18 protein-coding genes are annotated in these 24,330 nt (G+C 72.1%); 8 read left to right on the forward strand and 10 right to left on the reverse strand.

Annotated elements, in window-relative coordinates; genetic code table 11:
* Positions 1-104 precede the first annotated feature (104 nt).
* The 3 genes from DQE82_RS15365 to DQE82_RS15375 form a co-directional block, all read right to left on the reverse strand.
* Positions 105-1,049: a GIY-YIG nuclease family protein gene (locus DQE82_RS15365; protein WP_064445507.1), complete on the reverse strand. Its 945-nt coding sequence runs from the start codon at positions 1,047-1,049 to the stop codon at positions 105-107.
* 45 nt (positions 1,050-1,094) lie between these two features.
* The gene (locus tag DQE82_RS15370) at positions 1,095-2,798 is read right to left on the reverse strand and encodes a bifunctional 3-(3-hydroxy-phenyl)propionate/3-hydroxycinnamic acid hydroxylase (protein WP_113973040.1); all 1,704 of its coding nucleotides are present in this window, start codon (positions 2,796-2,798) and stop codon (positions 1,095-1,097) included.
* 116 nt (positions 2,799-2,914) lie between these two features.
* The gene (locus DQE82_RS15375; RefSeq protein ID WP_113973041.1) at positions 2,915-6,055 is read right to left on the reverse strand and encodes a BTAD domain-containing putative transcriptional regulator; all 3,141 of its coding nucleotides are present in this window, start codon (positions 6,053-6,055) and stop codon (positions 2,915-2,917) included.
* A 254-nt stretch (positions 6,056-6,309) separates the two neighbouring features.
* Between DQE82_RS15375 and DQE82_RS15380 the strand changes: the two genes are divergently transcribed.
* A complete protein-coding gene (locus DQE82_RS15380; protein WP_043322995.1) occupies positions 6,310-7,137 on the forward strand; it encodes an SAM-dependent methyltransferase in 828 nt (275 codons plus the stop codon).
* On the opposite strand, the gene DQE82_RS15385 is transcribed toward DQE82_RS15380, so the two are convergent.
* The 3 genes from DQE82_RS15385 to DQE82_RS15395 all read right to left on the reverse strand — a co-directional run bounded on the left by DQE82_RS15385 (position 7,117) and on the right by DQE82_RS15395 (position 9,184).
* Positions 7,117-7,935 (reverse strand): endonuclease/exonuclease/phosphatase family protein, encoded by an 819-nt coding sequence (locus DQE82_RS15385; protein WP_233514673.1) that lies wholly within the window; start codon positions 7,933-7,935, stop codon positions 7,117-7,119. The two genes, DQE82_RS15380 and DQE82_RS15385, sit on opposite strands and share 21 nt — an antisense overlap.
* Before the next feature lie 157 nt (positions 7,936-8,092).
* A complete protein-coding gene (locus DQE82_RS15390; RefSeq protein WP_069088341.1) occupies positions 8,093-8,743 on the reverse strand; it encodes a M23 family metallopeptidase in 651 nt (216 codons plus the stop codon).
* 48 nt (positions 8,744-8,791) lie between these two features.
* On the reverse strand, positions 8,792-9,184 hold the full coding sequence (locus DQE82_RS15395) for a VOC family protein (protein WP_043329945.1): 393 nt from the start codon (positions 9,182-9,184) through the stop codon (positions 8,792-8,794).
* An 817-nt stretch (positions 9,185-10,001) separates the two neighbouring features.
* On the opposite strand from DQE82_RS15395, the gene DQE82_RS15400 reads away from it, so the two are divergent.
* From DQE82_RS15400 to DQE82_RS15430, 7 genes are read left to right on the forward strand one after another with little or no spacing between them, the layout of a single operon-like run.
* Positions 10,002-11,183, forward strand: a complete 1,182-nt coding sequence (locus tag DQE82_RS15400) for an aminotransferase class I/II-fold pyridoxal phosphate-dependent enzyme (protein WP_197494843.1) — start codon at positions 10,002-10,004, stop codon at positions 11,181-11,183.
* Positions 11,180-12,166 carry a UbiA family prenyltransferase gene (locus DQE82_RS15405; protein ID WP_064445501.1) on the forward strand — a complete coding sequence of 329 codons (987 nt, stop codon included), beginning with the start codon at positions 11,180-11,182 and terminating at the stop codon, positions 12,164-12,166. The genes DQE82_RS15400 and DQE82_RS15405 overlap by 4 nt, the downstream gene beginning before the upstream one ends.
* A 1-nt stretch (position 12,167) precedes the next feature.
* Entirely contained in the window at positions 12,168-13,217 is a 1,050-nt protein-coding gene (locus tag DQE82_RS15410) for a thiamine-monophosphate kinase (protein WP_113973043.1), read from the forward strand.
* Complete coding sequence (locus tag DQE82_RS15415) at positions 13,217-14,212, forward strand: NAD(P)-dependent oxidoreductase (protein ID WP_158559976.1); 996 nt, start codon at positions 13,217-13,219, stop codon at positions 14,210-14,212. Before DQE82_RS15410 ends, DQE82_RS15415 begins: the two co-directional genes overlap by 1 nt.
* Positions 14,199-15,119 (forward strand): diacylglycerol kinase family protein, encoded by a 921-nt coding sequence (locus DQE82_RS15420; RefSeq protein WP_113973044.1) that lies wholly within the window; start codon positions 14,199-14,201, stop codon positions 15,117-15,119. Before DQE82_RS15415 ends, DQE82_RS15420 begins: the two co-directional genes overlap by 14 nt.
* A 20-nt stretch (positions 15,120-15,139) precedes the next feature.
* Positions 15,140-16,456 carry a glycosyltransferase gene (locus tag DQE82_RS15425; protein ID WP_064445499.1) on the forward strand — a complete coding sequence of 439 codons (1,317 nt, stop codon included), beginning with the start codon at positions 15,140-15,142 and terminating at the stop codon, positions 16,454-16,456.
* Positions 16,453-17,643, forward strand: coding sequence for an acyltransferase (locus DQE82_RS15430; protein WP_113973045.1), 1,191 nt, complete (start codon positions 16,453-16,455; stop codon positions 17,641-17,643). Before DQE82_RS15425 ends, DQE82_RS15430 begins: the two co-directional genes overlap by 4 nt.
* Positions 17,644-17,708: 65 nt before the next feature.
* Here the strand turns inward: DQE82_RS15430 and DQE82_RS15435 are convergent, their stop codons facing one another.
* From DQE82_RS15435 to DQE82_RS15450, 4 genes are all read right to left on the reverse strand, one after another.
* Complete coding sequence (locus DQE82_RS15435; RefSeq protein WP_147265141.1) at positions 17,709-19,172, reverse strand: cytochrome P450; 1,464 nt, start codon at positions 19,170-19,172, stop codon at positions 17,709-17,711.
* Between the two features lie 28 nt (positions 19,173-19,200).
* Positions 19,201-20,856 (reverse strand): glycoside hydrolase family 43 protein, encoded by a 1,656-nt coding sequence (locus DQE82_RS15440; protein ID WP_187692950.1) that lies wholly within the window; start codon positions 20,854-20,856, stop codon positions 19,201-19,203.
* A 285-nt stretch (positions 20,857-21,141) separates the two neighbouring features.
* Complete coding sequence (locus tag DQE82_RS15445; protein WP_043322973.1) at positions 21,142-22,584, reverse strand: RICIN domain-containing protein; 1,443 nt, start codon at positions 22,582-22,584, stop codon at positions 21,142-21,144.
* A 60-nt stretch (positions 22,585-22,644) separates the two neighbouring features.
* Positions 22,645-24,303 carry an RICIN domain-containing protein gene (locus tag DQE82_RS15450; protein WP_113973046.1) on the reverse strand — a complete coding sequence of 553 codons (1,659 nt, stop codon included), beginning with the start codon at positions 24,301-24,303 and terminating at the stop codon, positions 22,645-22,647.
* Positions 24,304-24,330: the final 27 nt, after the last annotated feature.

Genomic DNA, 24,330 nt, shown 5'->3' on the forward strand with positions numbered 1-24,330 from the left:
CGACGGTGGTGGATGGTGGTGCTCTTCCTACGCGCGTGCACGCATCCCGGCAAGGGATCGCCGTCGCGGCCGCCGCGCCCGGCAGCGCACCAACCTTCCCGTGCTCAACTCGACAGCACGTGCCGGACGAGGTCCGGGCAGTGGGTCTTCCAGTTGAGCGCGGGTCCCTTCCTCATCAGGTCCAGGTTGAGCCGGCGAGCAGCCTTGACGATCTGCCGCCGGGTCAGCGCGTCGTGCGCGCTCTCGACCGACTCGAACTCCAGCGCCAAAACCCCCGGTCGGACGCGGTAGGGGGCCCGGGCCGCACCCATCGCTCGCAGCCGCAGCCGCGTGCGGAACTGTGACCGGGCCACGGTCTCGTCGATGTTCAGGCGGATGTGCGGAGCCTGCGGCCGCCGCCGGTCATGGCAGACGAACAGCGTCTCCAGCGCGTGCACGGAGACGGTGAACAGGCGCGGGTAGCGGGCGGCGTTGGTGCCGGGCAGCGCGGTGAGCGTCCAGAAGTCACGCTCGGTCTGCTCCGGTGCAGGGATCGTGAGGCGCAGGTACGCCCCGACCAGACGGCCCATCTCGGCGGTGAACCGGGCATCGGCTCGCAGCCGGTCGAACTGGTGGCGGGTACGGCGGCGCAGGTCGGGATCCCCCTCGCCGAGCGCGAGGGGGATCGGGCACGGCTCGTGTCCGGCCAGCCAGCGTTGCTGCCGCGGCGGGGGCAGTATCCGGTCCAGGTCGGCGGCGCCGAGCCGGCCGGCGGTGTGTACGACGTTGCGCAGCCGCACCCCGGCCGACTCCCGCCTGCGGATCTGATCCCGCTCCTCCTCGTCGAGCCGGTCGCGCGGCACCCGCCGGAAAGCGATCTCGACGATGTCGTGCCACTTCTGGCGGTGCATGCCGAACCGCGCCACCACGTCGACGGCCTGCCCCACGTACCGCTCACCGTCGGCGAAGGTCAGCTCGTAGATGCCGCACCGGCCGCGTGACCTGGGCAGCAGGTGCGCGATCGAGCCCGCCCCGTCGACAGCCACCCGGTCGACCTTCGCGTCGTCCACAGTGAACGATGATAGGAGCGGGAGCCACGGGCACCGGGGCTCAGGTCACGAACCCGGCGCCGCAGCGAGTCCCGCTGTGTCCGCCCGGCTCCGGCCTCCGTGCGGCGCCGCGCCGAGCGCGTCGGACAGGTCCCGCCCGGCCTGCTCGATCCCACCGGCAGCCACCATGGCGAACACGAACCGGTCCGGCCGCAGCACCACCAGGTCGGCGCCGTGCCGTCGCAGCCAACCGCCGAGCACCCCCTCGGCGTCCACCACGTCGACCCGGTCCGGCCCGCCGGGTGCCGAAGGGCCGGCAAGCGGATCCGGCAGGTCGGCGAGCGACGTACCGCTCGGGTGGACCGCGACGAACCGCGCCGGCAGCCCCGGCCGCCACGCTCCGAGCGGGTTGTCCACGCCGGCGCGGCCGAGCACGGCGAAACCGTCGCCGAGCACCTCGTCGAGCAGGCGCTCCCCGGGCGCGCCCGGGACGAGGACCCGCGGCTGGGGGAACATCGTCCCGACCACGCCGGCGCGCCGCCCGCCGGCCATCAGGCCCCGCCGGTACGCCGGCACCGGCTTGAACTCGAAGCGCTCCACGAACCGCCGTACCCGGGGGATCGTCTGCACCGCCCGCAGCGCGGCGTCGCGCATTCCGGCGGTGACCCGGTTGCGGGCCAGGAAGACGTGCCCCAGCCGGACGCTCGTGCGCGCCATCTCCACCGTGTGCGGGCGCCGCTCGATCTCGTACGTGTCGAGCACTGCGGCGTCGGCGACGCCGGACAGCACCAGCGACAGCTTCCACGACAGGTTCGCCGCGTCGCGCAGGCCGCTGCACAGTCCCTGGCCCATGAACGGCGGCATCTGGTGGGCGGCGTCGCCGAGCAGGAACACCCGTCCCTCCCGCCACCGTCGCGCGATGAGGTGGTGGAAGGTGTAGACCACCGCGCGGGTGACTGTGAACCGGTCCGGGTCGACGTACGGCGAGACGAGCGCGGCGACGGTCCCGGGCCGCTGCATCTCGTCCTCGGTCTCCCCCGGGCGCAGCATGAACTCCATCCGGTAGCTGCCGGCCGCGCCCGGGGACACGAACGCCGGACGCCGCCAGTCGCAGACGAACCGGGTGTCCCCGACCCGTACCGCGTCGGGCGGCACGTCGCCGGAGACGGCCAGCCACGGCTCGGCGTAGCTCGCCCCGGACAGCGGGATCCGGACGGCGGCGCGGGTGGCGCTGCGCGCGCCGTCGCAGCCGAGCACGTACCGGGCGCGGACCGTCCGCCGCTGCCCGGTGGCCACGTCGGACAGCAGCACGGTGACCCCGTCCTCGTCCTGGGTGAGGCCGGCCAGCTCGGTGCCGAGCGCGAGTTGCACGTGCGGGAACCGGTCCAGCCCGGTACGCAGCGTGTGTTCCAGCCGAGGCTGGTCGAAGAAGCGCAGCGGCGCGTGCCCGTACCCGAAGTCCGTCTCGGACAGCGCCATCCGGGCGAAGACCCGGCCGGCGCCGTTGACGTATTCCACGAGCGGCGGCGCGACAGTGGCGTCGCGGATCTCGTCGAGCAGGCCGGCCTGCTGGTAGATGCGCATCGCCTCGTCGTCGCAGGAGAAGGCCCGCGGCTGGCCGTGCGCCGTCGCACTGCGCTCCACGACGAGCGTGCGGACGCCGCGGGCGCCGAGCAGGTTCGCGGTGAGCGCGCCCACCGGCCCGCAGCCGATGACGGCGACGTCGACCTCCTGGACGGCCTGGCGATCCGGCGGCTGAACTGATCCCATCGTGATGCCCTTTCGGAACGTGGTCCCGGACGGCTCCGGCCGTCCGACGCCGACCAGGGCACCAGCCCGGCGTGGAAAGGGTGTGGAGAAGGCGTGGAGGCGGGCCGCCACACCGGTCAGAACGTCGCGAACCGCTGCCGCAGCAGTGCGGCGCCCTGGTCGGCGGCGATCCGGGCGCCGAGGTCCCACTCCGCGCGGTCGCGGCGCGCGACCCCACGGATCCGGTGCAGCTCCGCGACGACGACGCGCTCACCGAACCGGTCCGCCACGGCCAGCCCTTCCTCGGCCAGCGTCGCGGCGGTCTCCGCGCGGCCGGCGGTCAGGTACGCCTCGGCCATCGCGGCACACGTGATGGTGCGGGTGGACCGCAACCCGGGACGGTAGAACCCGTCGGCGGCGGCGCGCATCGCGTCGAGCCGGCCGTGGTCGCCGGCGCGGGCGGCGGCCCACTCCAGGAAGTACGCGCCGGTCGCCGTCATGTGCGGCAGGCCGGTGGACCTCCCGATGTCCCGGCACCGCCGTCCCGCGGCGTCGGCCGCGTCGACGTCGTGTTCCTGCATCGCCAGCCAGGCCGCGTAGAGCGCCGCGTTGGCCCGGCCGTACGGGTCGTCCAGTTCCTCGGCGAGGGCCTCGGCGTCGGCGATGTCCGCCCGGGCGCCGGCCGGGTCGCCGCGCATCGACCGCACGAGCGCCCGGAAGTTGTGGCAGGCCAGCACCGGCCGCCGGCCGACCTCCCGGCGCAGCAGCGCCCGGTCGACGGTACGCAGCCGTTCGATGCCGGCGCTGAGCCGCCGCTCGGCCTCGGCCTGACGGCCGGTGAAGTAGCCGACCGCGCCGAGCAGGTACTCACCGGCCACGGCGATCAGCCCGCTGCCGTCGTCCGCGGACCGCACCAGGCGCCCGGCGAGGTCGGCGCAGATCGCGAACTCGGCCCGGTTGGCGGCCAGCTCACCCAGCGCCCAGAGCGCGTGCCGGAGGTCGGTGTCCGGCCCGACGAGCGTCAGCAGCTCCCGGGCGCGGGCGCAGACCTGGTCGACGGCGTCGCTGCCGACGCCGACGGTCATCTGCAACAGCGCCGCGCGGCGCAGCTGGACGGTCAGTTCGGTGGACGCCGCGTCGGGCGAGGTCTGCGCGGCCGGGGCCAGCCGGTGCGCGGCGCGTTCGAGGTGACCGAGCGCGTCCTCGTAGGCGACCCGCCGCGTCGCGTCGTCGGCGGCGCGCAGCGACCACCGCAGGTGGTCCTCGCCGTGTCCGAGGCCGATCGCCTGACCGTAGTGGCGGGCCAGCTCTGCCGGCGCGACACCGGCGGCCCGCTCGTACGCGCGCGCCAGCCGGGCGTGCAACGCGGCCCGGCGCGGCGGGACCAGCTCGGCGTAGGTGACCTCGGCGATCAGCGGATGGCGGAACGTGACGGTGCCCGGCCCCGCCTCGGTGACCAGCGCGGCCGTGTACGCCGGGGCGAGCGCTTCGGCGAGCGCCGGTGCGGTGGTGTCCAGCGCCGCCGCCATCACCTGCAGGTCCAGGTCGTGTCCGGCCACGCTGAGCAGGTCGAGGCAGCGTCGGGCGGGCTCGGGCAGCCCGACGAGCCGCAGCCGTACCGTGTCCCGGATGCTCGGCGGCAGTTCCGCGTCGGCCGCCGCGTCGGTGCGGGACCGCAGCAGCTCGGTGAGGAAGAACGGGTTCCCGCCGGTGCGGGTGACGAGGCGGGCCACCACCGGCTCCGGCGGCGCCACCCCGGTCCGGCGCCGGACGAGGGTGGCGACCGAGGAGGCGTCCAGCCCGGCGAGCCGGAGCTGACCGAAGTCGCGGCCGCGCGCCAGCTCGGCGACCGTCGCCACCAGGGCCGGGTCGTGGTCGTACGGACGGAGCGTGGCGACCACCAGCGCCCGGGACGTGGACAGCCCGGCGGAGAGGTAGCGCAGCAACAGCAGCGAGTCCGGGTCGGCGGCGTGCAGGTCGTCCAGCACGACCAGCAGGCCGTGCCGCCGGGCCGCCGCGTGCACCAGGCCGGACGCCGCCTCGTACACCTGGAACCGCGCCGTGGGGTCGAGGCCGCCGCCTTCCGCGGGGCCGGGCAGCGATCCGGCGGCGAACCCGCCCAGGCGGCTCGCCGAGCCGGTGGCGCCGGCGTCCGGCATCGCCGCGAGCGCGCGTACCACCTGGTTCCACAGCCAGAACGGTGGCGCCTGCCCGACGTCGGGACAGCGACCCCAGACGACCGGCACGCCGCCGGTGGCGGCCCGGTCGCCGAGCGCCGCGGCGAGGCTGGTCTTGCCGATGCCCGCCTCCCCCACCACTGCCAGCACCCGCCCGCCGCGCCGGGTGGCCGCGTCGAGCGTCTCCCGCAGCAGCGCAAGCTCGGCGCCGCGCCCCACGAGCGGGTCCGCGTGCCGCCGCGGCGACTCCGCGGCCGGTCCCGGTTCGGGTTCGGCCGGCGCCGGCGCGGGCCCGGCCGCCCGCACGACCTGCCGGCCGGCCACCGCCGAGGGTCCGGGCTGCGCCGGTACGGCCTGCTCCAGGATCAGCCGGTGCGCCGCCCGCATCTGCTCACCGGGGTCGAGGCCGTACTCGGCGGCGAGGACCCGGCGGCCCTCGTCGAAGGCCGCGAGCGCCTCGGTCTGCCGGCCGGACCGGGACAGCGCCAGCATCAACTGCGCGCGGGCCCCCTCGCGCAGCGGATTCGCCGACACGAAGCGGCGCAGTTCCGCCAGCAGCGGTGCGTGCCGGCCGGCCGCGACGGCAGCCGTCAGGCGGCCCTCCTCGGCGGTGAGCCGCAGCTCGGTCAGCCGCGCCACCTCCGGACGCACCGCGTTCAGCTCGCCGACGCCGGCGAGCGGCTCGCCCCGCCACAGTGCCAGCGCCTCGGCGTACGTCCGCTCGGCGACCGCCGGCTGCCCGGCCGCGAGTGCGTCCGCCGCCCGGTCCACCAGGCGTCCGAATCGGATCGCGTCGACGGCATCGTCCTCGACCCGCAGCTCGTACCCCCGGGGGCGGCTGCGCAGGACGCGCGCCGGCTCGCGGTGGGACCGCTCGGGCTCCACCGCCCGGCGCAGTCCGGCGACGTAGGTGCGCAGCGTCGTGTGGGCGCTGACCGGCGGTCGCCCGTCCCACAGCGCCTCGACCAGCCAGTCGGCGGCGACGAACCGGTTCGGCCGCAGCAGGAACAGGGCCAGCAGGGCCCGCTGCTTCGGCCCGCCGAGCGGCACGCCTCGCCCGTCCCGGTCGATGCCGGGCGGACCCAGCACCCGGAACCGCACGCCATCACCCTTACGACGATGTTCACCTGTCCGATGCCGAGTATGGCAGTGTGAACGCCACATCGGACATCGGCGAACCGGTTCCGGCCCGGCGCGTTCCGCGTGTCGCACGGTGAACGTGCTGGTGACGGGCCGATGCCGTGGGAGCGGTACCAGCCGGGGCCACAATTCGGGCCGTCCGGTCGCTACACTCCCCGAAAACGCCCGTAACCCCACCGGCGGGCGGCGCTGATCAGAATCGAATGGAGACGCCTGTGACCCGCGACAAGGCGGCACCCCCCGGCATCGACCTCAACGTTCCCAGCGTCGCCCGGGTCTACGACTACTTCCTGGGCGGCAAGGACAACTTCGAGGTCGACCGGAAGGTCGCCGAGCACGCGCTGCGGATCACGCCGGACGGGCCCGCCGCCGGCCAGGCCAACCGGGCGTTCCTGCGCCGGGTCATCCGGTTCCTGGTCACCGAGGCGGGCATCGACCAGTTCCTCGACCTCGGCTCGGGGCTGCCCACGCAGGGCAACGTGCACGAGGTCGCCACCGAGCACAACCCGGCCGCCCGGGTGGTCTACGTGGACAACGACCCGATCGTGCTGACCCACGGGCGGGCGCTGCTCGCCGCGGAGGGCACCGCGACGGTGATCCAGGCCGACGTCCGGGCACCGCAGGAGATCCTCAACGACCCGGACGTCCGCCGGTTCCTCGACTTCGACCGGCCGATCGGGTTGCTGCTCTTCGCGATCCTGCACCACCTCGGCGACGACGAGGACCCGGGCGCGGTGGCGGCGGAGCTGATCGACGCGATGCCGTCCGGCAGCTACGTGGCGATCTCGCACTTCCGCGACCCCGGCGAGCGCGACCCGGAGGGCTCCCGCAAGGCGCGCGAGGTCGAGCGGGTCTTCAACGAGTCGCTGGGCACCGGCCGCTGGCGTACCGACGAGGAGATCCTCGCCTTCGCCGACGGGCTGACGGTGCTGGAGCCGGGGCTGGTGCCGCTGGCCGAGTGGCGTCCGGATCCGGGCGCGCCCGCGCCGCAGCAGACCGACACCTACCACACGTTCGTCGGGCTACTCGCCCGCAAACCGTAGGTCCGTCGCGGGCTCGCCGTCGATCGACACCGTCGCCAGCAGCGCCGGATGGTCGGTCGTCCCGCGCATGTCCACCGGCCGGTGGCAGCAGATGGTGACGTCGCCCGTCGTCACCATCTGCTGCCGGGCGCCGTCGTCGATCCGCCGGTAACCCGCCGGCACGCACGACCGCACGTCCGGCGTGCCGCCGACGCGCAGGTTGAGGTCACCGGCGAGCACTGTGGGCGCGTACCCGCCGTCGCGGCGGATCGCCGGCACCACCGCGCCGACCAGTTGGGCGCACTGGGCCAGCGCGACCTGACCGCTGGTGTTCGCCAGGTGCGTGGTGCAGGCGTGCAGCAGCCCGGCGGCCCGCAGGCAGAGCCAGACCCGCTCCTCCGGGTCGGCGAAATCCTGCGCCGGGTAGGTGCCACGGTGCACTGTGGGCCGCGCACCGCGCGCGTCGAGACGGGTCACCAACCCGATCCCGTACGGCTGGCCGTTGTTGCAGTAGGTGGGCTCGGCGTTGGGGCGGTCACCGGCGGCGTGGAACGCGGACACCACCGTGCCGCCGGGACGGGCGGCCCGCAGCGCCCGCTCCAGCGTCTCCACGTCGTCGCGACAGATCTCGTTGAGCGTGACCAGGTCGGGTCGCTCGGCGGCGATCACGTCGGCGGCCTGGCGGACGGCCCGGCCGGTGTAGCAGCCGGCCCGGCCGCTGTTGCAGAGGTTCATCTGGAGCAGCCGCAGCGTCCCGGACCCGGGCTCGCCGAGCGGCGCCGACCCGGCGGGCAGCCCGGCCACGACGAGCAGGCACACCAGCGCCAGCGCCCGGCGGGCACGCCGGGCGGGACGGGTGGCGGGCTGCCGGGACAGCGGGGCTCCAGCGGGTACGGGCGGCGGGTGCCGGTGATCCTATCGCCGGGACCGCTCTCGCCGCCGTCCGGCGCGACCCCGGTGGTACGCCGAACCGTGGCTACCGGCGACCCTGGTCGCAGTTCGCGCTCGTCAGCCGGACGGTGTACTCGCGGTCGTCGGACGTGATGCCGGACGGCACGCCGTCGAAGTGGGCCTCCACCTTCTCCCAGCCCCGGCGCTGCTCGTAGTGCAGGTGCGGGGCGCCGGAGTTCCCGGTGCTGCCGACCCGCCCGAGCTGATCGCCGCGGGCCACCCGCTGACCGGCCTCGACCAGCGGCGGTTCGAGCAGGTGCAGGTACTGCGTCTCCCACTTCCCGCCATGGTCGATCTTCACCCAGTAGCCGCCGCCGCGCCCCTTCGGCCCGTTCGGGTCCTGCGGGGTGCGACCACCCAGGGAACCGTTGACCCCGGCCACGGTGACGGTGCCGGCGGCGGAGGCCAGCACCGGCCGTCCCCACGCCTCGCCCCGGGCCGGGAACAGGTCGATGTCGTAGTCGTCGTGCCCGGGATAGGTCGACAGGCGCCACGTCTCACCGCAGGCCACCGGGAGCTGGAAGGCCGGTCGCGGGCCCGGCGGCCGCAGCAGCGGCACCACGACCACAGCGACGGCGCCCAACGCGGCGAGGACGCCGACGACCAACGCGACGCGGGCCAGGGGGCGGCGCGGCCGACGGAGGGGACGTGGGTCGCGCGGACGCTGGGTGCTCATCGCTTCGAGCATGACACGGGCCATGCGGACGCCTGCGTGGCCGCGCGCCTACTCCCACGCCTGGGAGAGGGACTCGAAGGTCTTCGGATCGCTGTGGCACGGGATGACACACACGAGATGACCGCCCGGAGCCCGTAAGGTGATGCACTCCAGCCAGCGGCCGACCTCGACAGCGCCGAGGGCGATCAGCCGGCGTGCTTCGGCCTCGACGTCGTCGGTCTCGATGTCGACGTGATATCGAGCCGGCTCGTCCACGGACTGGATCGCGAGCACCAGGCCGGGCAACGCGCCGTGCAGAGAGGTGAACTGCGGCTCGTCGGGGACTGTACGTGCCGGAACGCCGAGTGCCGTCGACCAGAAGGCGGCGGCTGCGGGCGCCTCACCGCCCGGCACGTCGATCAGGATCGTCGAGAGTCTGCTGCGATGCGCCACGACGATCATTATCCACATTCTCCCGCCGATTCGCCTGCCCGATGCGCGACCGCTCAAAGCCGGGCAGCCGGAACGAAGATGCGGGTTATTCATCGACGACTATTCGTTGATCTTGTCGAACCGGCCGGATGACCCCTGTTCAAGCCCTCGATCACCGCCCTGCGCACCGCACCGGAAGCCGGCGTGGACCCCGCGCCCGGGAGGAACCGACGCCCGAAGCGGGGTGGACTCGCGCTGCGGATCCGGCGTAGCATCCTGCCCCAGAGAGATCGCTTAGCGATTCGCCGCTGATGAATGTCGACAGCGGAACGGGGGAGGTACCGGTCTATGTGTTGCCGTCGAAATACCGTTTTCATCGGGCTGCTGTAGAAGCGCGTCTTCTGGTTCTGGTCCTGGCTTCCGAGAGCCTTCGCAAGCCTGATGGCCTGATGCCGGCTGATATCGCCGGCCCCGGATCGAAGTGCAGGCCGCGGCGCCCGGCTCACCCGCTCGCATTCGGAATGGCCGAACCGCGGCCGGCGGCCGTCGTTCACCCGGGCGAACCCGCCACCGGCGTGTCGGCGCGCCGTTGCGCCAGGCCGCCGGGCAGGTCCGGCCACCCTGCGGCGAGAGCCCGGGCCCGCCTCGGCGGGCACCCACCCGCAGAGCCTCCGTACGCCGTCCGCGTCCGATCGCCCACCTCCCTCCGCACAGCGGTTCCGTGCCGGCCGGAACCGGTCGGCGGTGCGCCGCCGTCCGGAGCGAGTTCGCCGACAGCTGGGGCAGCAGGTCCGCCCGATGACCTGATGCACACGGGGTACCAGACGAGAGGGGTTACGCGAACGTGGTGACAGTGGACATCTTCGGCCGCTGCCGGTCGTACACCGAGAGCAGGGAGGCTCGCGCGGCCAAGCTCTACCCGTACTTCACTCCTTTCGAGGGGCAGGACGCGACCGTCGCGCAGACCGGGGACGGCGACATCCTGATGTGCGGCTCGAACAACTACCTCGGACTCACCTCCCACCCCCAGGTGAAAGCAGCGGCGCAGGCGGCGATCGAGGCGTACGGGTCGTCGCGTACGGGCTCTCGGCTGCTCAACGGCAACACACCTCTGCACGAGGAACTGGAGCACGAGCTGGCCGAGTTCCTCGGCATGCCGGCCGCTCTGGTGTTCCCGACCGGCTACCAGGCGAACGTCGGAGTCATCGCGTCGCTGCTGTCTCGTCACGACGAGGTCATCCTCGACCGCGAGGCGCACGCCTCGGCCTACGACGGCTGCGGCATGAGCCGTGCGAAGACCCGCCGGTTCGCCCACAACGACATGGCCGACCTGGAGCGGCAGCTGGCGGCCGGCCCCTCGGACGCCGGCCGGCTGGTCGTGGTCGACGGCGTCTACTCGATGGCCGGCGATCTGTGCCCGCTGAACGAGGTGGTCCGGCTGTGCCGGCAGTACGGCGCCCGCCTGCTCGTCGACGACGCGCACGGCATCGGCGTGCTGGCCGACGGCCGGGGCACCAGCGCCCATTTCGGCGTCACCGATCAGGTCGACCTCGTCACGGTCACCTTCAGCAAGTCGTTGGCGTCGATCGGCGGGGCGGTGCTCGGTCCGGAGGATGTCATCGAGTACCTCCGCCACCACGCGCGCAGCCTCATCTTCAGCGCATCCGCGCCGCCGGCGAACCTGGCCGCCGCCTACGCCGCGTTGCGCATCCTGCGGGCGGAACCATGGCTGTGCCGGCAGGCGGTCGAGAACGCCTCGTACGTGCGTCGCGAGCTCACCGCCCTGGGTTACGACCCGATACCGAGTGAGACGCCGATCGTGTCGGTGCGGCTCGACGGCGTCCAGCAGACCCTGCTCGCGTGGCGCAGCCTGCTGGACCACGGCGTGTACGTCAACGCCGTGGTCCCCCCGGCCGCCTCGCCCCGGCTGCGGGCGAGCTTCGCCACCACGCACACGTCGGAGCAGCTCAAGCGCGTCGTCGCCGCGTTCGCCGAAGTCCGCGACCTGATGCACCTGGAGGACCGATGACCGTCAGCCGGCTCGAACCCGCAGTCAGCACCCGGGACCTGCTGGTGGCCTGGGCGCGGATGTGGCGGCTCCACTTCGTGCCCTTCTCGCTGTCGGCCGGTCTGGTCGGCATGACGGCGCCGCCGGTCGGGGCCAGCGCCGCGAGCATCGTGATCGGGCTGCTGTTCTGCACCCTCGGATACGGCGTCGGCGTGGTGATGAACGACTGGTTCGACCGCAAGGCCGACGCCGTCAACGCGCCGGACCGCCCCTTCGTCACCGGGCTGATAAACCCCCACGTCGGGCTGGGGCTGACGCTCGCGCTGTCCACCGCGCTGATGCTGGTGGCTGTCGTGGCCGCACCGACGCTGGCCCTGTGGAGCGTCATCGCGATCGGCGGTCACCTGGTCTACTCCTGGACCAAGCGCATCCCCATGCTGGGCAACCTCGTCAACGGCGTCGACATGGCGCTGTTCACGGTGCTCGGCGCCGTGGCCGTCCGACCCGACGCGGGATGGCTCGACATCCCGGCGGTGACCTGGTTCCAGACGGCGCTCGTCGCGGTCGCGTTCAGTGGCTTCTGCCTCGTGGGGTACTTCAAGGACATCGAAGGCGACCGGGTCGCGGGCTACCGGACGCTGCCGGTGGCCATCGGGACCAGGGCCTCCAGCCGGATCGCCGTGGTGTTCCCGGTCGTGGCGGTGGTGGCCGCGGGCGCGGCGGCCGTGGCGGGCGCCGATCGCGCGGGCGCCTATGCCGAGGTCGTCTTCTGGGCGCTGCTCGTCGCGTCCGGGCTCGGGTTCACGCAGAGTCTCGTGACGCTCATCAGGGCGCCGGAGACCCGCGCGTACGAGGCGCTGGTCTGGTTCATCAGGGCGACCACGCTGTTCTTCCTGTCGCTCGGCGCGCTGCACCGGCCGACGCTCTTCCTCGTCGTCGCCGTTCCGATGATGGCCTATCTGGAGCTGACGTTGCGCGCGACCCAGTCTTCCCGGCAGGCATGACATGACCTCCACCGCCTGGAACCGGCTGTCCCTGAACGCGGCCGAGGGCAGCCTGATCACCGCGATACGCGAGTGCATGGTCCGGTCGCCCCGGCAGCTCAACAACGCCTTCGAGGCCGACGCCGAACTCCTCGATCTGGGCGCCGGCGGGCTCCTGGCACTGACCGTCGACACGTTGAACGACGGCGCCGAGCTGGCCACCGCCACCACGCCGTACGCGAAGGGGTGGTTGACCACCACCGTCAGCGTGAGTGACCTCGCCGCGGTGGCCGCCGACCCGGTCGCCGTGCTCGTCTCCTGCTCGCTGCGCCGGGACAGATGGACTCTCGAGGACGCCCGCGAGTTCGGGCGCGGCGCGTCCGAGGCCGCCGAACGCTACGGCTGCCACGTCGTTGGCGGTGACACGAACTGGGCCAACGAGGAGAGCTTCACCTCGTGTGCCCTGGGTACGCTGCGCCGCGGTTCCGTCCTGAGCCGGCTCGGCGCCCGCCCCGGTGACGCGCTCTACGTGACCGGTCCGGTCGGAGCCGGCAACGCGGTCGGATTCCGCACCCTGGCGCTGGGCGGCACGGCGGCGGGCGATCCGTGGCTGCCTGAGGCGCGGGTGGCCGCGGGCGATCCACTGCGCCGGTACGCCCGGGCGTGCATCGACACCAGCGACGGCCTGTTGAGCGCGGCGGTCAGCCTGGCCGAGCTCAATGGCCTGGGGGTCGAGGTGGTGCTGCACGACGAGGTGTACGCGCCGATCGCCTCCGCCGTCGCGGAGGCGGCCCGCCTGCCCCGGTGGTGCTCGGCTGCCGCGGAGTGGGGCGAATTCGAGCTGCTGTACGCGATCGATCCGGCCGACGCGGAGCGATGCTCCCGGGCGATGTCGGAGCGCGGCCTCCAGCCCGCGCACGTGGGACAGTTCGTCGCCGGCCCGGAACTGCTGCTGATCGACGAGTCAGGCCAGCGCCGGGACCTGCGCACCCTGCTGCCGCGCATGCGGGCGATCGACCCGGCCGGGTCGTTGCTCGCCGACCTGCGTGCACTGCTGACGGGCGGCTCGTGATGGGGTCCCGTGTCGCGCTGGTGACGGGTGTCACCGGCTGCGTCGGCCGCGCGGTCGCGGCCGCGCTCGCGGAGAACGGCTGGTCGGTACGAGGGCTGGTGCGGTCGCCCGCACCGGACCACGCGACGTACGCGGCGCACCTCGGTGACCTGACCGATCCGGAGTCGCTGCGTGGCTCCTGCGCGGGCGTCGACCTCGTGGTGCACGCGGCCGCCGATCTGACCGACTGGCGGCCCGGCCCTCGCATCTGGCAGGTGAACCGGGACGGCACCCGGGCGGTGCTGGACGAGGCGCGACGCTGCGGCGTCTCCCGGTTCGTCTACCTGAGCACCGTCGACGTCTTCGGTTTCGACGCCGCGAAGGTCATCGACGAGGCGTCACCGCGGCGGGTGCCGCGATACCCGTACCCGCTGTCGAAAGCTGCCGGGGAAGACGTGGCGTGGTCGTACCACGGAAACGGCCTGGACGTCACTGTGGTGTACCCCGCCTGGGTCTTCGGACCCGGTGACCGCAATTTCCTGCCCGAGCTCGTGCGCGGACTGCGAGACGGCAAGCTCGTCCAGTTCGACCGCGGCGCGCCCCCGATCGAGTTGACGTACAGCGCGAACCTGGCCGACGCGATCGTGCTGGCCGGCACCGCACCCGGGTGCGCGGGTGGGCGGTTCATCGTCGGCGACTCGTACGGCCTGACCCTGGGGCGGCTGTTCGCCGCGGTGGCCGAGCGGATCGGGGCGAGGCCACCGACCTCGTCGGTCCCGTTCGGCGCGGCGCTGGCCGTGGGCGCGCTGTCCGAACTGGCCGGGCTCGCCGGCATCGGCACCGGGTCGGGCCGGCCGTTGCTCACCCGTTACGCGGTCCGGTCCGTCGCCGGAGGAATGCGGTACGACGTCGGCCGGATCCGGTCGATCGGCTATTCACCACGGGTCGGCTTCGCGGAGGCGCTGAGCCACTCCCTGGCGGACCTGACGAAGGAGCAGGCACATGGCGGCCGGTGAGCGCGGCCCGGCCGTCTGCATCGTCAACCCCGCTTCCGGGGTCCAGCGCGGGCGCACGATCGAGCAGCGGATCGCCACCGAGCTACCCGAGGCGGACTGCTGGTTCACCCGCCACCCCGGGCACGGCATCGCGCTCGGGCGACAGGCGGTGGAGGACGGGTACGGCACGGTGGTGGCGGTCGGTGGTGACGGCACACTGTCCGAGGTCGCCAACGGGGTGCTGGTGGCGGGCGGGGAGAAGGTGCGGCTGGCGTACGTGCCGGCCGGCACCTGCAACGACTTCGCCCGCGGCCTGCGGCCGGTCGCCGACCTCGGCGGTCTGCTCGACCGCGCCCGCGACCGGGAGACCGATGTCGGCGAGGTGACCTTCACCCGGCCCGACGGCACCCGGGGCCACAGGTACTTCCTCGTCAGCTGCACGGTCGGGCTGATCAGCGTGATCGGCCAGCGGTTCACCGAGAAGACACCCGCCAACCGGGTCCTCAAGCGGCTCAACCTCCAACTCGCCGAGACGGCGTCCAGCATCCGGACGCTGGCCCGCTGGCGGCCCGTCGCGGTGCGGCTGGAACTCGACGGCGATCCGTCGCACCAGATCATCACCAATCTGGCCGTGCTCAAGGTGCCGTACTTCGCCGGCGGGCTGACCTTCGGCCGCGCCGAGCCGCCGCGGGCGGGTTACCTGGACGCGGTGCGGGTGGCCGGTGTGGGCCGGGCCGGCGTGGCCGGGCTGATGTGGCGGGTGTTCCGCGGCGCCGCCGCGGGACACCCGGCGATCCACCGGCAGGAGGTGCGCACCGTGCGTGTCGACGCGGACAGTCCGCTGCCGGTGGAGGTGGACGGCGAGATCGTCGGACGTACCCCGGCCGAGTTTTCGATACATCAGTCGCGTCTGACGACTGTGGTATGAGCACAGCGAGGGAGCGAGACATGCCTGCCCCGAACACGTTCCACATCGGACTGGTGGTCCCCGACTACACCGGTCAGCTCAGCCCGATGGCGACGCTCGGCAGGGAACTGCTCCGACGCGGCCACCGGGTCACCCTGGTCTCCCTGCCGGACGCCGGGACGAGGTCGTTCACGGCCGGGTTCGCCTTCGCACCGATCGGCGAGCGCGAGTTTCCGGTCGGCACGCTGGCTCGCTTCTCCGAGGAACAGGGCCGGCTGACCGGTCTGGCCGCGATCCGTTTCATCGTCCGCGGTTACGTACGGGAGGTCGAGGTCCTCCTGCGGGACCTACCGGGGCTGGTGCAGCGGCACGGCATTGACGCGCTGCTGGTGGACCAGGTCTACGGCGCGGGCAACTCCGTCGCGGAACACCTCGACCTTCCGGTCGTGAACGTCTGCAACGCGCTGGCGCTGAACACCGAGCCGGGTGTACCACCGTTCATGACGGCGTGGCCGTACCATCCCTCACTGCTCGCGCGCGTGCGCAACATGCTGGGCGACCAGGTGATCGCCTGGGTCATCCGGCCGGTGGTACAACGGATCAACGAACGTCGCGCCGCATGGGGCCTGCCGCCGGTCAAGGGAGTCAACGACGGCTCGGACCTCGCCCAGATCACCCAGCAGCCGCCGTTCTTCGACTTCCCGCGCACCCGGTTGCCGGACACGTTCCACTACACCGGGCCGTTCCATGACGAGGACAGCACCGAGCCGGTGTCCTTCCCGTGGGAGAAGCTCGACGGTCGCCCGCTGATCTACGCGTCGATGGGCACCCTCCAGAACCGCCTCCCGCACATATTCCGGGCGATCGCCCAGGCGTGCTCCGGACTCGACGCGCAACTGGTCGTCTCCCTCGGCAGCACGGATGTCGAGCCGCCGGCCGACCTGGCCGGCAACCCGATCGTGGTGCAGTACGCACCACAGCTCGACCTGCTGGCGCGGGCGTCCCTCGTCATCACGCACGCCGGAATCAACACCACGCTGGAGTCCCTCGCCCACGGCGTGCCGATGGTCGCGCTACCCGTGGGCAACGACCAGCCGGGCGTGGCGGCCCGGCTCAAGTACCTCGGCGCGGGCGAGTTCATCCCGGTGCACAAGGTGACTCCGGGGCGGCTTCGTGCGGCCGTCGACAGGGTGAGCGGCGACCCCGCCTACCGGGCGAAGGCCCAGCACTACAAGCGCAGGATCGCGGAGTTGGACGGCGTACGGCGCGCGGCCGACATCGCGGAGCAGGCGTTCCGGACGCGCCGGCCGGTACGCCGACAGGAGTTGTCCGACACCACGGAGGGTGGCCGCCGATGACACAGCAGGCGGGCCGCATGGCCCGGCAGTTGCCGACGCTCAACGGGTTGCGGGGGATCGCGGCCGTGACGGTCTTCTTCTCCCACACGACGTTGTTCGGCTTCTTCGCCGACGACCGGATCGACGACTGGTGGTTCGCCGTCCTCAGCCGGACCGGCTCTGCCGCCCTCGGCTTCTTCTTCATCCTCAGCGGCTTCGTCCTGACCTGGTCGGCTCCGGAGCACGAGCCGAAGCGCCAGTTCTGGCGCCGCCGGGCCGCCCGGATCCTGCCGAACCATCTGGTCGTGTGCGCCGTGGTCGTCGTTCTCATGGTCCTGATCCGGGGCGGCGCGCCGCTGTGGCCGACGCTGGCGAACATCACGCTGGTGCAGAGCTGGATTCCGGACGAGTTCATCTTCAACGGAATCAATCCCCCGAGCTGGTCGCTGAGCTGTGAGATCTTCTTCTATGCGTCGTTCCCGTGGCTGCTCGCCGGTTTCCGGCGGCTCTCCGCCGCCTGGCTCTGGTGGATCGCCGGTGGCATCGTCGCCGCGATGCTCGTCGCCCCCGTCGTCTCCACGGCGTTCCTTCCCGCCGAGCCGACGTACACCTATGCGGATGCGGCATTTCCGCAGTTCTGGTTCGTGCAACAGTTTCCGCTGATCCGGATGCTGGACTTCCTCCTCGGGATCGTCATCGCCCGGCTCGTCATGCAGGGCCTGTGGTTCCGGCTGAGCCTGCCCGCCGCCGCACTTGTCACGCTGGCCTTCTACGGCGTCTCCGAGGTCGTGCCGCTGCTCTACTCGGTCGTCGCGGCGATGGTCGTCCCGCTCGCGCTGCTGGTGGCCGCCGCAGCCCGGGCCGACGTCGAGGGGCACCGCTCACCACTGCGCGGGCCGGTCGCCGGCTGGCTGGGCGACACGTCCTTCGCCTTCTATCTCATCCACATCCTGGTGCTGTACGGCGCCGGCAACATGTCCGCGAACGGCTTCGGTGTCGCCGCTGCGCTGGCCGTCATGGTCGGCGCGTACCTGGTGACGCTCGGCCTCGCGTCGCTGTTGCACGTCAGCGTGGAACGGCCGATGATGCGCCGGTTCGCCAGGCCCCGCAGGCGTGCCGCCGATCCCCGGCCCGCCGCGGTGACTGGCGCTCCACCAGCCGTCGAGGCGGTGCCCGCCGCGAAGGGCGAAGGGTCGCGGGCCACGTAGCGACCGACCCTCACCGGAGCCGGACGCGCCCTGGCTGACCCCGTCGGATCAGCCAGGGCGCCGGTTCACCGGACGGTCAGCGTGGCCCGGACCGCGCCGGCCGGACGCAGAGTGACCATCGGTACGAGCTCCAGCCTCTCGTCGCGCGTGTCGACGCGATAGCGGGCGAGCAACGCGCTCAGCAGTACGGTCATCTCCAGCAGCGCGAAGTGTTCCCCGATGCAGCTACGCGGCCCGCCACCGAAGGGGAAATACGCATAGCGCGGCCGCTCCTGCCGGCCGAGGAACCGGTCGGGCTCGAAGCGCTCGGGGTCGGGCCAGAACTCCGGGTGCCGGTGCGTGACCCAGGGAGCGAGTACCACCTTGGTGTTGGCGGGAATCCGGTGACCGGAGACGACGACGTCCGTCTCGGACATCCGCTCCATGCTGTACACGGGCGGGTACAGCCGCATGCCTTCCAGGACCGCGGCCCGCACCAGTTCCCCGTCGCCCGTGGCGGCCTCGGCCGCGACCCGCTCCTGCACGTCGGGATGGCGGCCCAGCAGGTGCATGGTGAAGGCCAGCCCGGCCGAGGTCGTCTCGTGGCCGGCGAGCAGGAACACCAGGACCTGGTCCCGGATTTCCTCGATGGACAGCGCCTGCCCGGTCTCCGGATCCTCGGCCGCGAACAACCGGCTGAGCAGATCCTCCTTACCCTCCCCGACCGCCCGGCCCTGTCGATCGGCGATGATGCGGTCGACGATTTCGTACTGACTCGCGCGTACCTGCCCGATCCGGCGTGCCCGCGGCGTCGGCCAGCTAAGCGGCAGCTTGACCACCTGCAGGGCGCGCGCCAGCGCGAGGTCGCCCAGAATCGGCATCAGCTCCTGCAGACGGGGTACGACCTCGTCGATGTCGTCGCCGAACAGCGCCCGGCCGACGACACGCATGGTGTAGCGCTGCATCACCTGGTAGAGGTCCACGACGGATCCCGTGGTGAGCGCCATGTCGTCGGCGACGCGGGCTGCCTCCTCGGTCATCAGCTCGGTGTAGCGGGCCACCCGGCGCGGCGTGAACAGCGGTTGCAGCGTCCGCCGCTGTCGCAGCCACCGGTCTCCGTCGCTGGTCAGCAGGCCCTCTCCGATGAACTCGCGGAGGATCTCGTACGCGCTCGCGCGGCGGCTGAACACCTGCGGCGTGGTGAGGACCTGGTGGATGCCGTCGGGGTGGTGCACGTTCACCACGTCCATGCTGACGGCGCGCGGCCCCTGGGGCAGTCCGACGTGGTACGCCACCACGTCGCCATACGTGTGGAAGCCGTCCAGAATCGTGCCCAGCAGGTCGCGGCGCAGCGCCGGCAGCATGCCGAGGAGCGGATGCCCGGCCGGACCCGGCACGACGGCGGCCTTTGACAATTGCGTCGTCACGATGATCCCCCGTTCGATCGATCGACGTACGTCGACCATGTTTCCACGTGCCGCGCCGAGACGTCGACCGACCGGGTGCGCAACGCGACGCGGCCGGGCGCGGACGCCGGGGACGGCGCACACACCCGGCCGCGATCAGGCCGGCCACTACTCACCAGGAGCGGTACGAGGCCCAGTCGAAGTCCGCGTATCCGCCTTCGGCGCCCAGGTCCTGTACCCACAGGCCGACGAACGCGCCGGTGAAGCCCCAGCCCTCCGGCTCACCGTCCACGAGCGTCGCCGCGTACTCGTCGGACAGGATGGTGGCGTCCAGTTCCGCCGGCAGCCCGATCCAGTGCGCCGCGCCGGCTGGTTGATAGGCGAACGTGACACGGGGACCGTCGAAGGTGACCCGCAGCGTGATCTCCCCCGCTTCCGGCAGTTCGACGCGGCACGCGTCGTGCATGGCCCGCCGGCCGTTGTCGGACGACATCACCTCGAGTACCGGCCGCCCGTCGTCGTCGGCGGTCACGTAGGCGAAGTGCCAGTTGCGGGTGTTGTAGTAGGCGGTGACGCCGGCGAGCTGGCGGTAGTTGGCCGGCTCGAAGCGCATGTGCGCGGTCAGCTCGCACTGCTGCGCGGTCACACGGCGCGCGACCAGGCTCGGACGCTGGCGGCCGACCGGCGACTGCCCGCCCTGGATCCGCAGGTACGACGGACGCGACGTGAGGTCCACCCAGTCCGCAGTGGCGGGGCGGCGCAGCGTCGACCACTCCGGGCCGAGCACCGGCCCGGTGAAGTCGTCCCGGTCCTCCGTCGGATCCTCTGCCGGCTCGGCTTCGCCCGGCACCGGCACCGTCACCGCCGGTACCCCGCCCTCGATGCGCGGCCACTCCCCCTCCGGCCACTGCACGGCCTGGATCGCGGTCTCCCGGCCGAGCACGCACCGGCCGAGTGGGGTGTACGGCCGGGCGGTCAGGTGCGCCAGGTACCAACGCCCGTCCGGCGTGGACACGAGACTGCCGTGGCCGGCCTTCTGCAGCTCCAGCTCGGGACGACCGTGCGAGGTGAGCATCGGGCCGGCCGGATCGACCTCGTACGGCCCGAACAGGCTACGCGAGCGGGCCACTGTCACCTGGTGCGTCCAGGACGTGCCACCCTCCGCGGTCACCAGGTAGTACCAGCCGTCCTTCTGGTACAGGTGCGGCCCTTCGGTGACGCCGACCGTGGTGCCGTGGAAGATGACCCGTTCGGCGCCGACGAGGCGACGGGCCTCACGGTCGTACTGCTGGATCTGAATGCCGGCGAACCGGTCGCGGCCGGGCCGCCAGTCCGCGGTCATCGACAGCATCCAGGTCGTGCCGTCCTCGTCGTGGAACAACGCCGCGTCGAACCCGCGCCCGTGCAGCACCACCGGATCCGACCAGGGCCCGGCCAGGTCGGACGCGGTCACCAGGTAGTTCTGGGGATCCCAGTACCCGCTGGCGAAGCTGGCGACGTCGGCGTAGAGGAGATGGAACTCGCCATCCACATAGGACAGATCGGGCGCCCAGACGCCACAGGAGTCACCCGCTCCGGTGAGGTCGAGAAGACGCCGCTCGGTGAGGACGCCGCCGAGCGGGCGCCAGTGCACCAGGTCGGTCGAGTGGTGCAGGCGGACACCCGGGTACCACTCGAAGGTCGACGTCGCGATGTAGTAATCGGTGCCGACGCGCAAGATCGACGGGTCGGGGTTGAAGCCGGGAAGAACCGGATTTCGGATCAGACGGCCGCGCACCTCGCCGCCGTGGGGCCCGGCTGTTTCGGGGCTCTTTGTTGCGGTCGTCATGTCGCTTCTCCGTAGCGGTAGCTTGTCGAAAGTTTCGGCGAACTTCGATCGCCCGACCGGCACAGACTATCCGTTGAAGCGTTCTAGTGACAATGTCGACGACCAGTACATCTGTGTTCTGTTAGCGCTTTCTGTTTCCGGAACTTCTTCCGATAGTTCATCCCGTCACCCCCTCGGCGGCCCCGCAATGAGAGCCCGGCCCGGCCCTGCTTCCGACGGCTGGGCCGGCCCGAGAAAGCCCGGGCCGGCCCAGCCGGTGACGTGTTGGCGCCAGGCGGCGCGCGGTCAGACGCTGATCCGGCCGGCGCCGGCGCCCGCCGTCACGACGGACTTCACGTCGCAGGCGGCGTCCATCGTGTACGGGTACGGGATGCCGGCGACGCTGCCGCCGGCCTGCCCGGCCCCCGAGTTGACGAAGCAGTTGTTGCGTGCGACCAGGGATCCGGGGCCGGAGGAGCCCTCGCCCCGGTGGTAGGGGTCGGCGGTGTTCTCGAAGTAGTTGCCCTCCACGAGCACCCCGGCGTTCATCGTCGACGCCACGCCGTAGCCGCCGACGTTGCTGTAGAGGTTGTTGTAGACGTGGACCGGGTTGCCGAAGCGCACCCGCGGGTGGCGCTGGTTGGAGCCGTCGAACCAGTTGTGGTGGTAGGTGACCCGCAGGTGCCCGACGTCCTGGCTGCCGTTGTCGTCGCTGTGGCCCAGCAGCATCGACTTGTCGTGACCGTAGACGCGGTTCCAGGACACGGTGACGAAGTCGGAGCCGCGCTTGATGTCGACAGCGCCGTCGTACCCGTTGGTGAAGCTGTTGTGGTCGATCCAGATGTTGGTGGCCGACTGCTCGACGTTTATCGCGTCATCGTTCCAGTTGCGGAAGTTCAGGTTGCGGACGATGACGTTGCGGTCGCCGCTGACGGTGAATCCGCAGCCGGAGATCGTCGCGCCGGCGTTGCCGAGGATCGTCTTGTTGGAGCGGACCCGCAGCATGCCGGAGCAGGAGATCGTGCCGGAGACCCGGATCACCGCGGCGCTGGACGACCCGAGCGCGCTGGACAGGGCGGACGCGCTGGTCACCGTGGTGACGGCGGCGTTGCCGCCGCCGGTGGTGCCGCCGTTCTGGGTGGCCCAGCCGACCAGCCCGGTCTGGGGCGTGCCGGGGCTGCCAGCGCCGATCGGCACCAGTTGCCACTGCTGGTTCCACCCGTTGAGGTCGGTGTACTGGCTGATCCGGGCGCCGTCGGCGGTCGACCGCTCCCAGACCTCCAGGGCCTTGCTGGAGTGCCTGTTGATCAGGCGGACGTAACCGCTGTCCGAGTCGAGGACCCGGAACTGCTGGTTCGTGCCGTTGAGGTCGGGCCACTGCCGGTACTCGGCGCCGTCGGCGGTGTTCCATTCCCACAGGTCGATCACCTTGCCGCTGTGGCGGGCTCGCAGGCGGTAGTAGCCGCTGCCGGAGGAGACGAACTGGAACTGCTGCCACGCGCCGTCGTTGCGGGACCACTGCTGGATCACCGCGCCGTCGGCGGTCGAGGTGTCCCGGACGTCGAGGACCTTGCCGCTGTTGCGGTTGACCAGCACGTAGTACGCGCCTGTGTCGATGGTCGCGGCCTGGGCCGAGGGCGATGCGACGACCGCGCCGACGGTGCCGACGACGAGGGCGCCGGCGGCGGCGACCACTGACCGCCAGCGGTGCCGCCGGCGCCTTTCGGTGGTGGTGAGAGCCGTTGTCACGGGGACTCCTCCGGTGGACGGTGGTGGTGGGTGGGTGGTGCGGGGGTGCGCCTGCGGCGCTCAACACCAGGTCAGCGTCGAGTTGACCCGCGTGACGTTGCTGATCGTGTTGTTCGCTCCGCCGCAGGGACTCTGGGTGATGTTGGTGTTGGTGACGGAGAGGTTCTGGAAGCGGATGCCCGAGGAGATCGGGAACTCGGTCCGGGAGGCGATGCGCACCTCGCCGCCGCCGGTCACCGTGCCGGACACCCCGGCGATCGTGACGTTGTAGCAGTTCTCCACGAGGATCGAGTTGTTGCCGGTGTTGGAGATCGTCACCCGGTCGACGACCGCGCCGCCGGACTCCGACACGCAGAAGATCCCCCGGCCGCCACCGGACGCGATCACGGTGCCGACCCGGATGTTCGTCGGGTACGAGCTGCCGATCCGGCCGTTGCGGTTGGCCATCCGGAACGCCGCGTAGCCGGTTCCGGTGCCGGCGCCCTGCGCGTCGACGGTGCCCACTGTGGCGTTGATCGTGTCGTTGAGCAGCAGACCGGAGTATCCGGTGTTGCGCGCGGTGACGGTGCCGATCGTCAGGCCGTCGACGCCGTACGTCTCGACGCCGTGCGCGCCGGTCCCCGACACGTACACGGTGTCGATGCGCACGTTGCGCACCTTGACCGCCCGGTCGCCACCGTGGTTGTCGATCCGCACGCCCAGGCCGCCGGACAGCCGCATGTCGATCTGCCCGAGCGTCAGGTTGTTCACGTTGCGCATGAAGATGCCGTACAGCGGAGCACCGGTGAGCGTCAGGTTCTGCACCTCGACGTCGGTGGTGCCGCGGGAGTAGACCGGCGCGTAGTCGCCCGACCCCGAGCCGGTCACGTTGATCGTGCCGCAGACCGCCAGCGTCGTGTACGACGGCAGCGACAACCGCGAGCCCGCGCTCATCGAGCCGGAGCCGCGCACCACCACCCGCTGCTTCGCGGTCCGTCCCGGCGTCAGCGAGTTCACCGCCGCCTGCATCGCGGCGAGCATGTCCGAGCCGGTGTACACGGTCGACGATCCGTTGCGGGCCGTCCAGGTTCCACCGTTCAACACTGCCTCGGCCTGGTACGAGCCGCTGCCGCACCCGGTGGCCGGTGGCGGCGTGGTGGGTGTGCCGGTACCGATCGGGACCAGTTGCCACTGCTGGTTGGCGCCGTTGAGGTCGGTGTACTGGCTGATCCGGGCGCCGTCGGCGGTCGACCGCTCCCAGACCTCCAGGGCCTTGCTGGAGTGCCTGTTGATCAGGCGGACGTAACCGCTGTCCGAGTCGAGGACCCGGAACTGCTGGTTCGTGCCGTTGAGGTCGGGCCACTGCCGGTACTCGGCGCCGTCGGCGGTGTTCCATTCCCACAGGTCGATCACCTTGCCGCTGTGGCGGGCTCGCAGGCGGTAGTAGCCGCTGCCGGAGGAGACGAACTGGAACTGCTGCCACGCGCCGTCGTTGCGGGACCACTGCTGGATCACCGCGCCGTCGGCGGTCGAGGTGTCCCGGACGTCGAGGACCTTGCCGCTGTTGCGGTTGACCAGCACGTACCAGGCGCTGGTGTCGATGGTGGCGGCCTGCGCCGGCGGCGCGGCCACCGCCGCCACGCCGATCGCGCCGGCCACCGCCGCCACCAGGGCCAGCACCAGGCCGGCCCGCCGGCGCCGTCGGGCGCCGGGCGGCGACGTCACTGCGGGGTTGAGCATCGTGGACCTCCAAAGGGGGTACGCCGG

The sequence above is a fragment of the Micromonospora sp. LHW51205 genome, assembly GCF_003315815.1.
Classification (GTDB): Bacteria; Actinomycetota; Actinomycetes; order Mycobacteriales; family Micromonosporaceae; genus Micromonospora; species Micromonospora chalcea.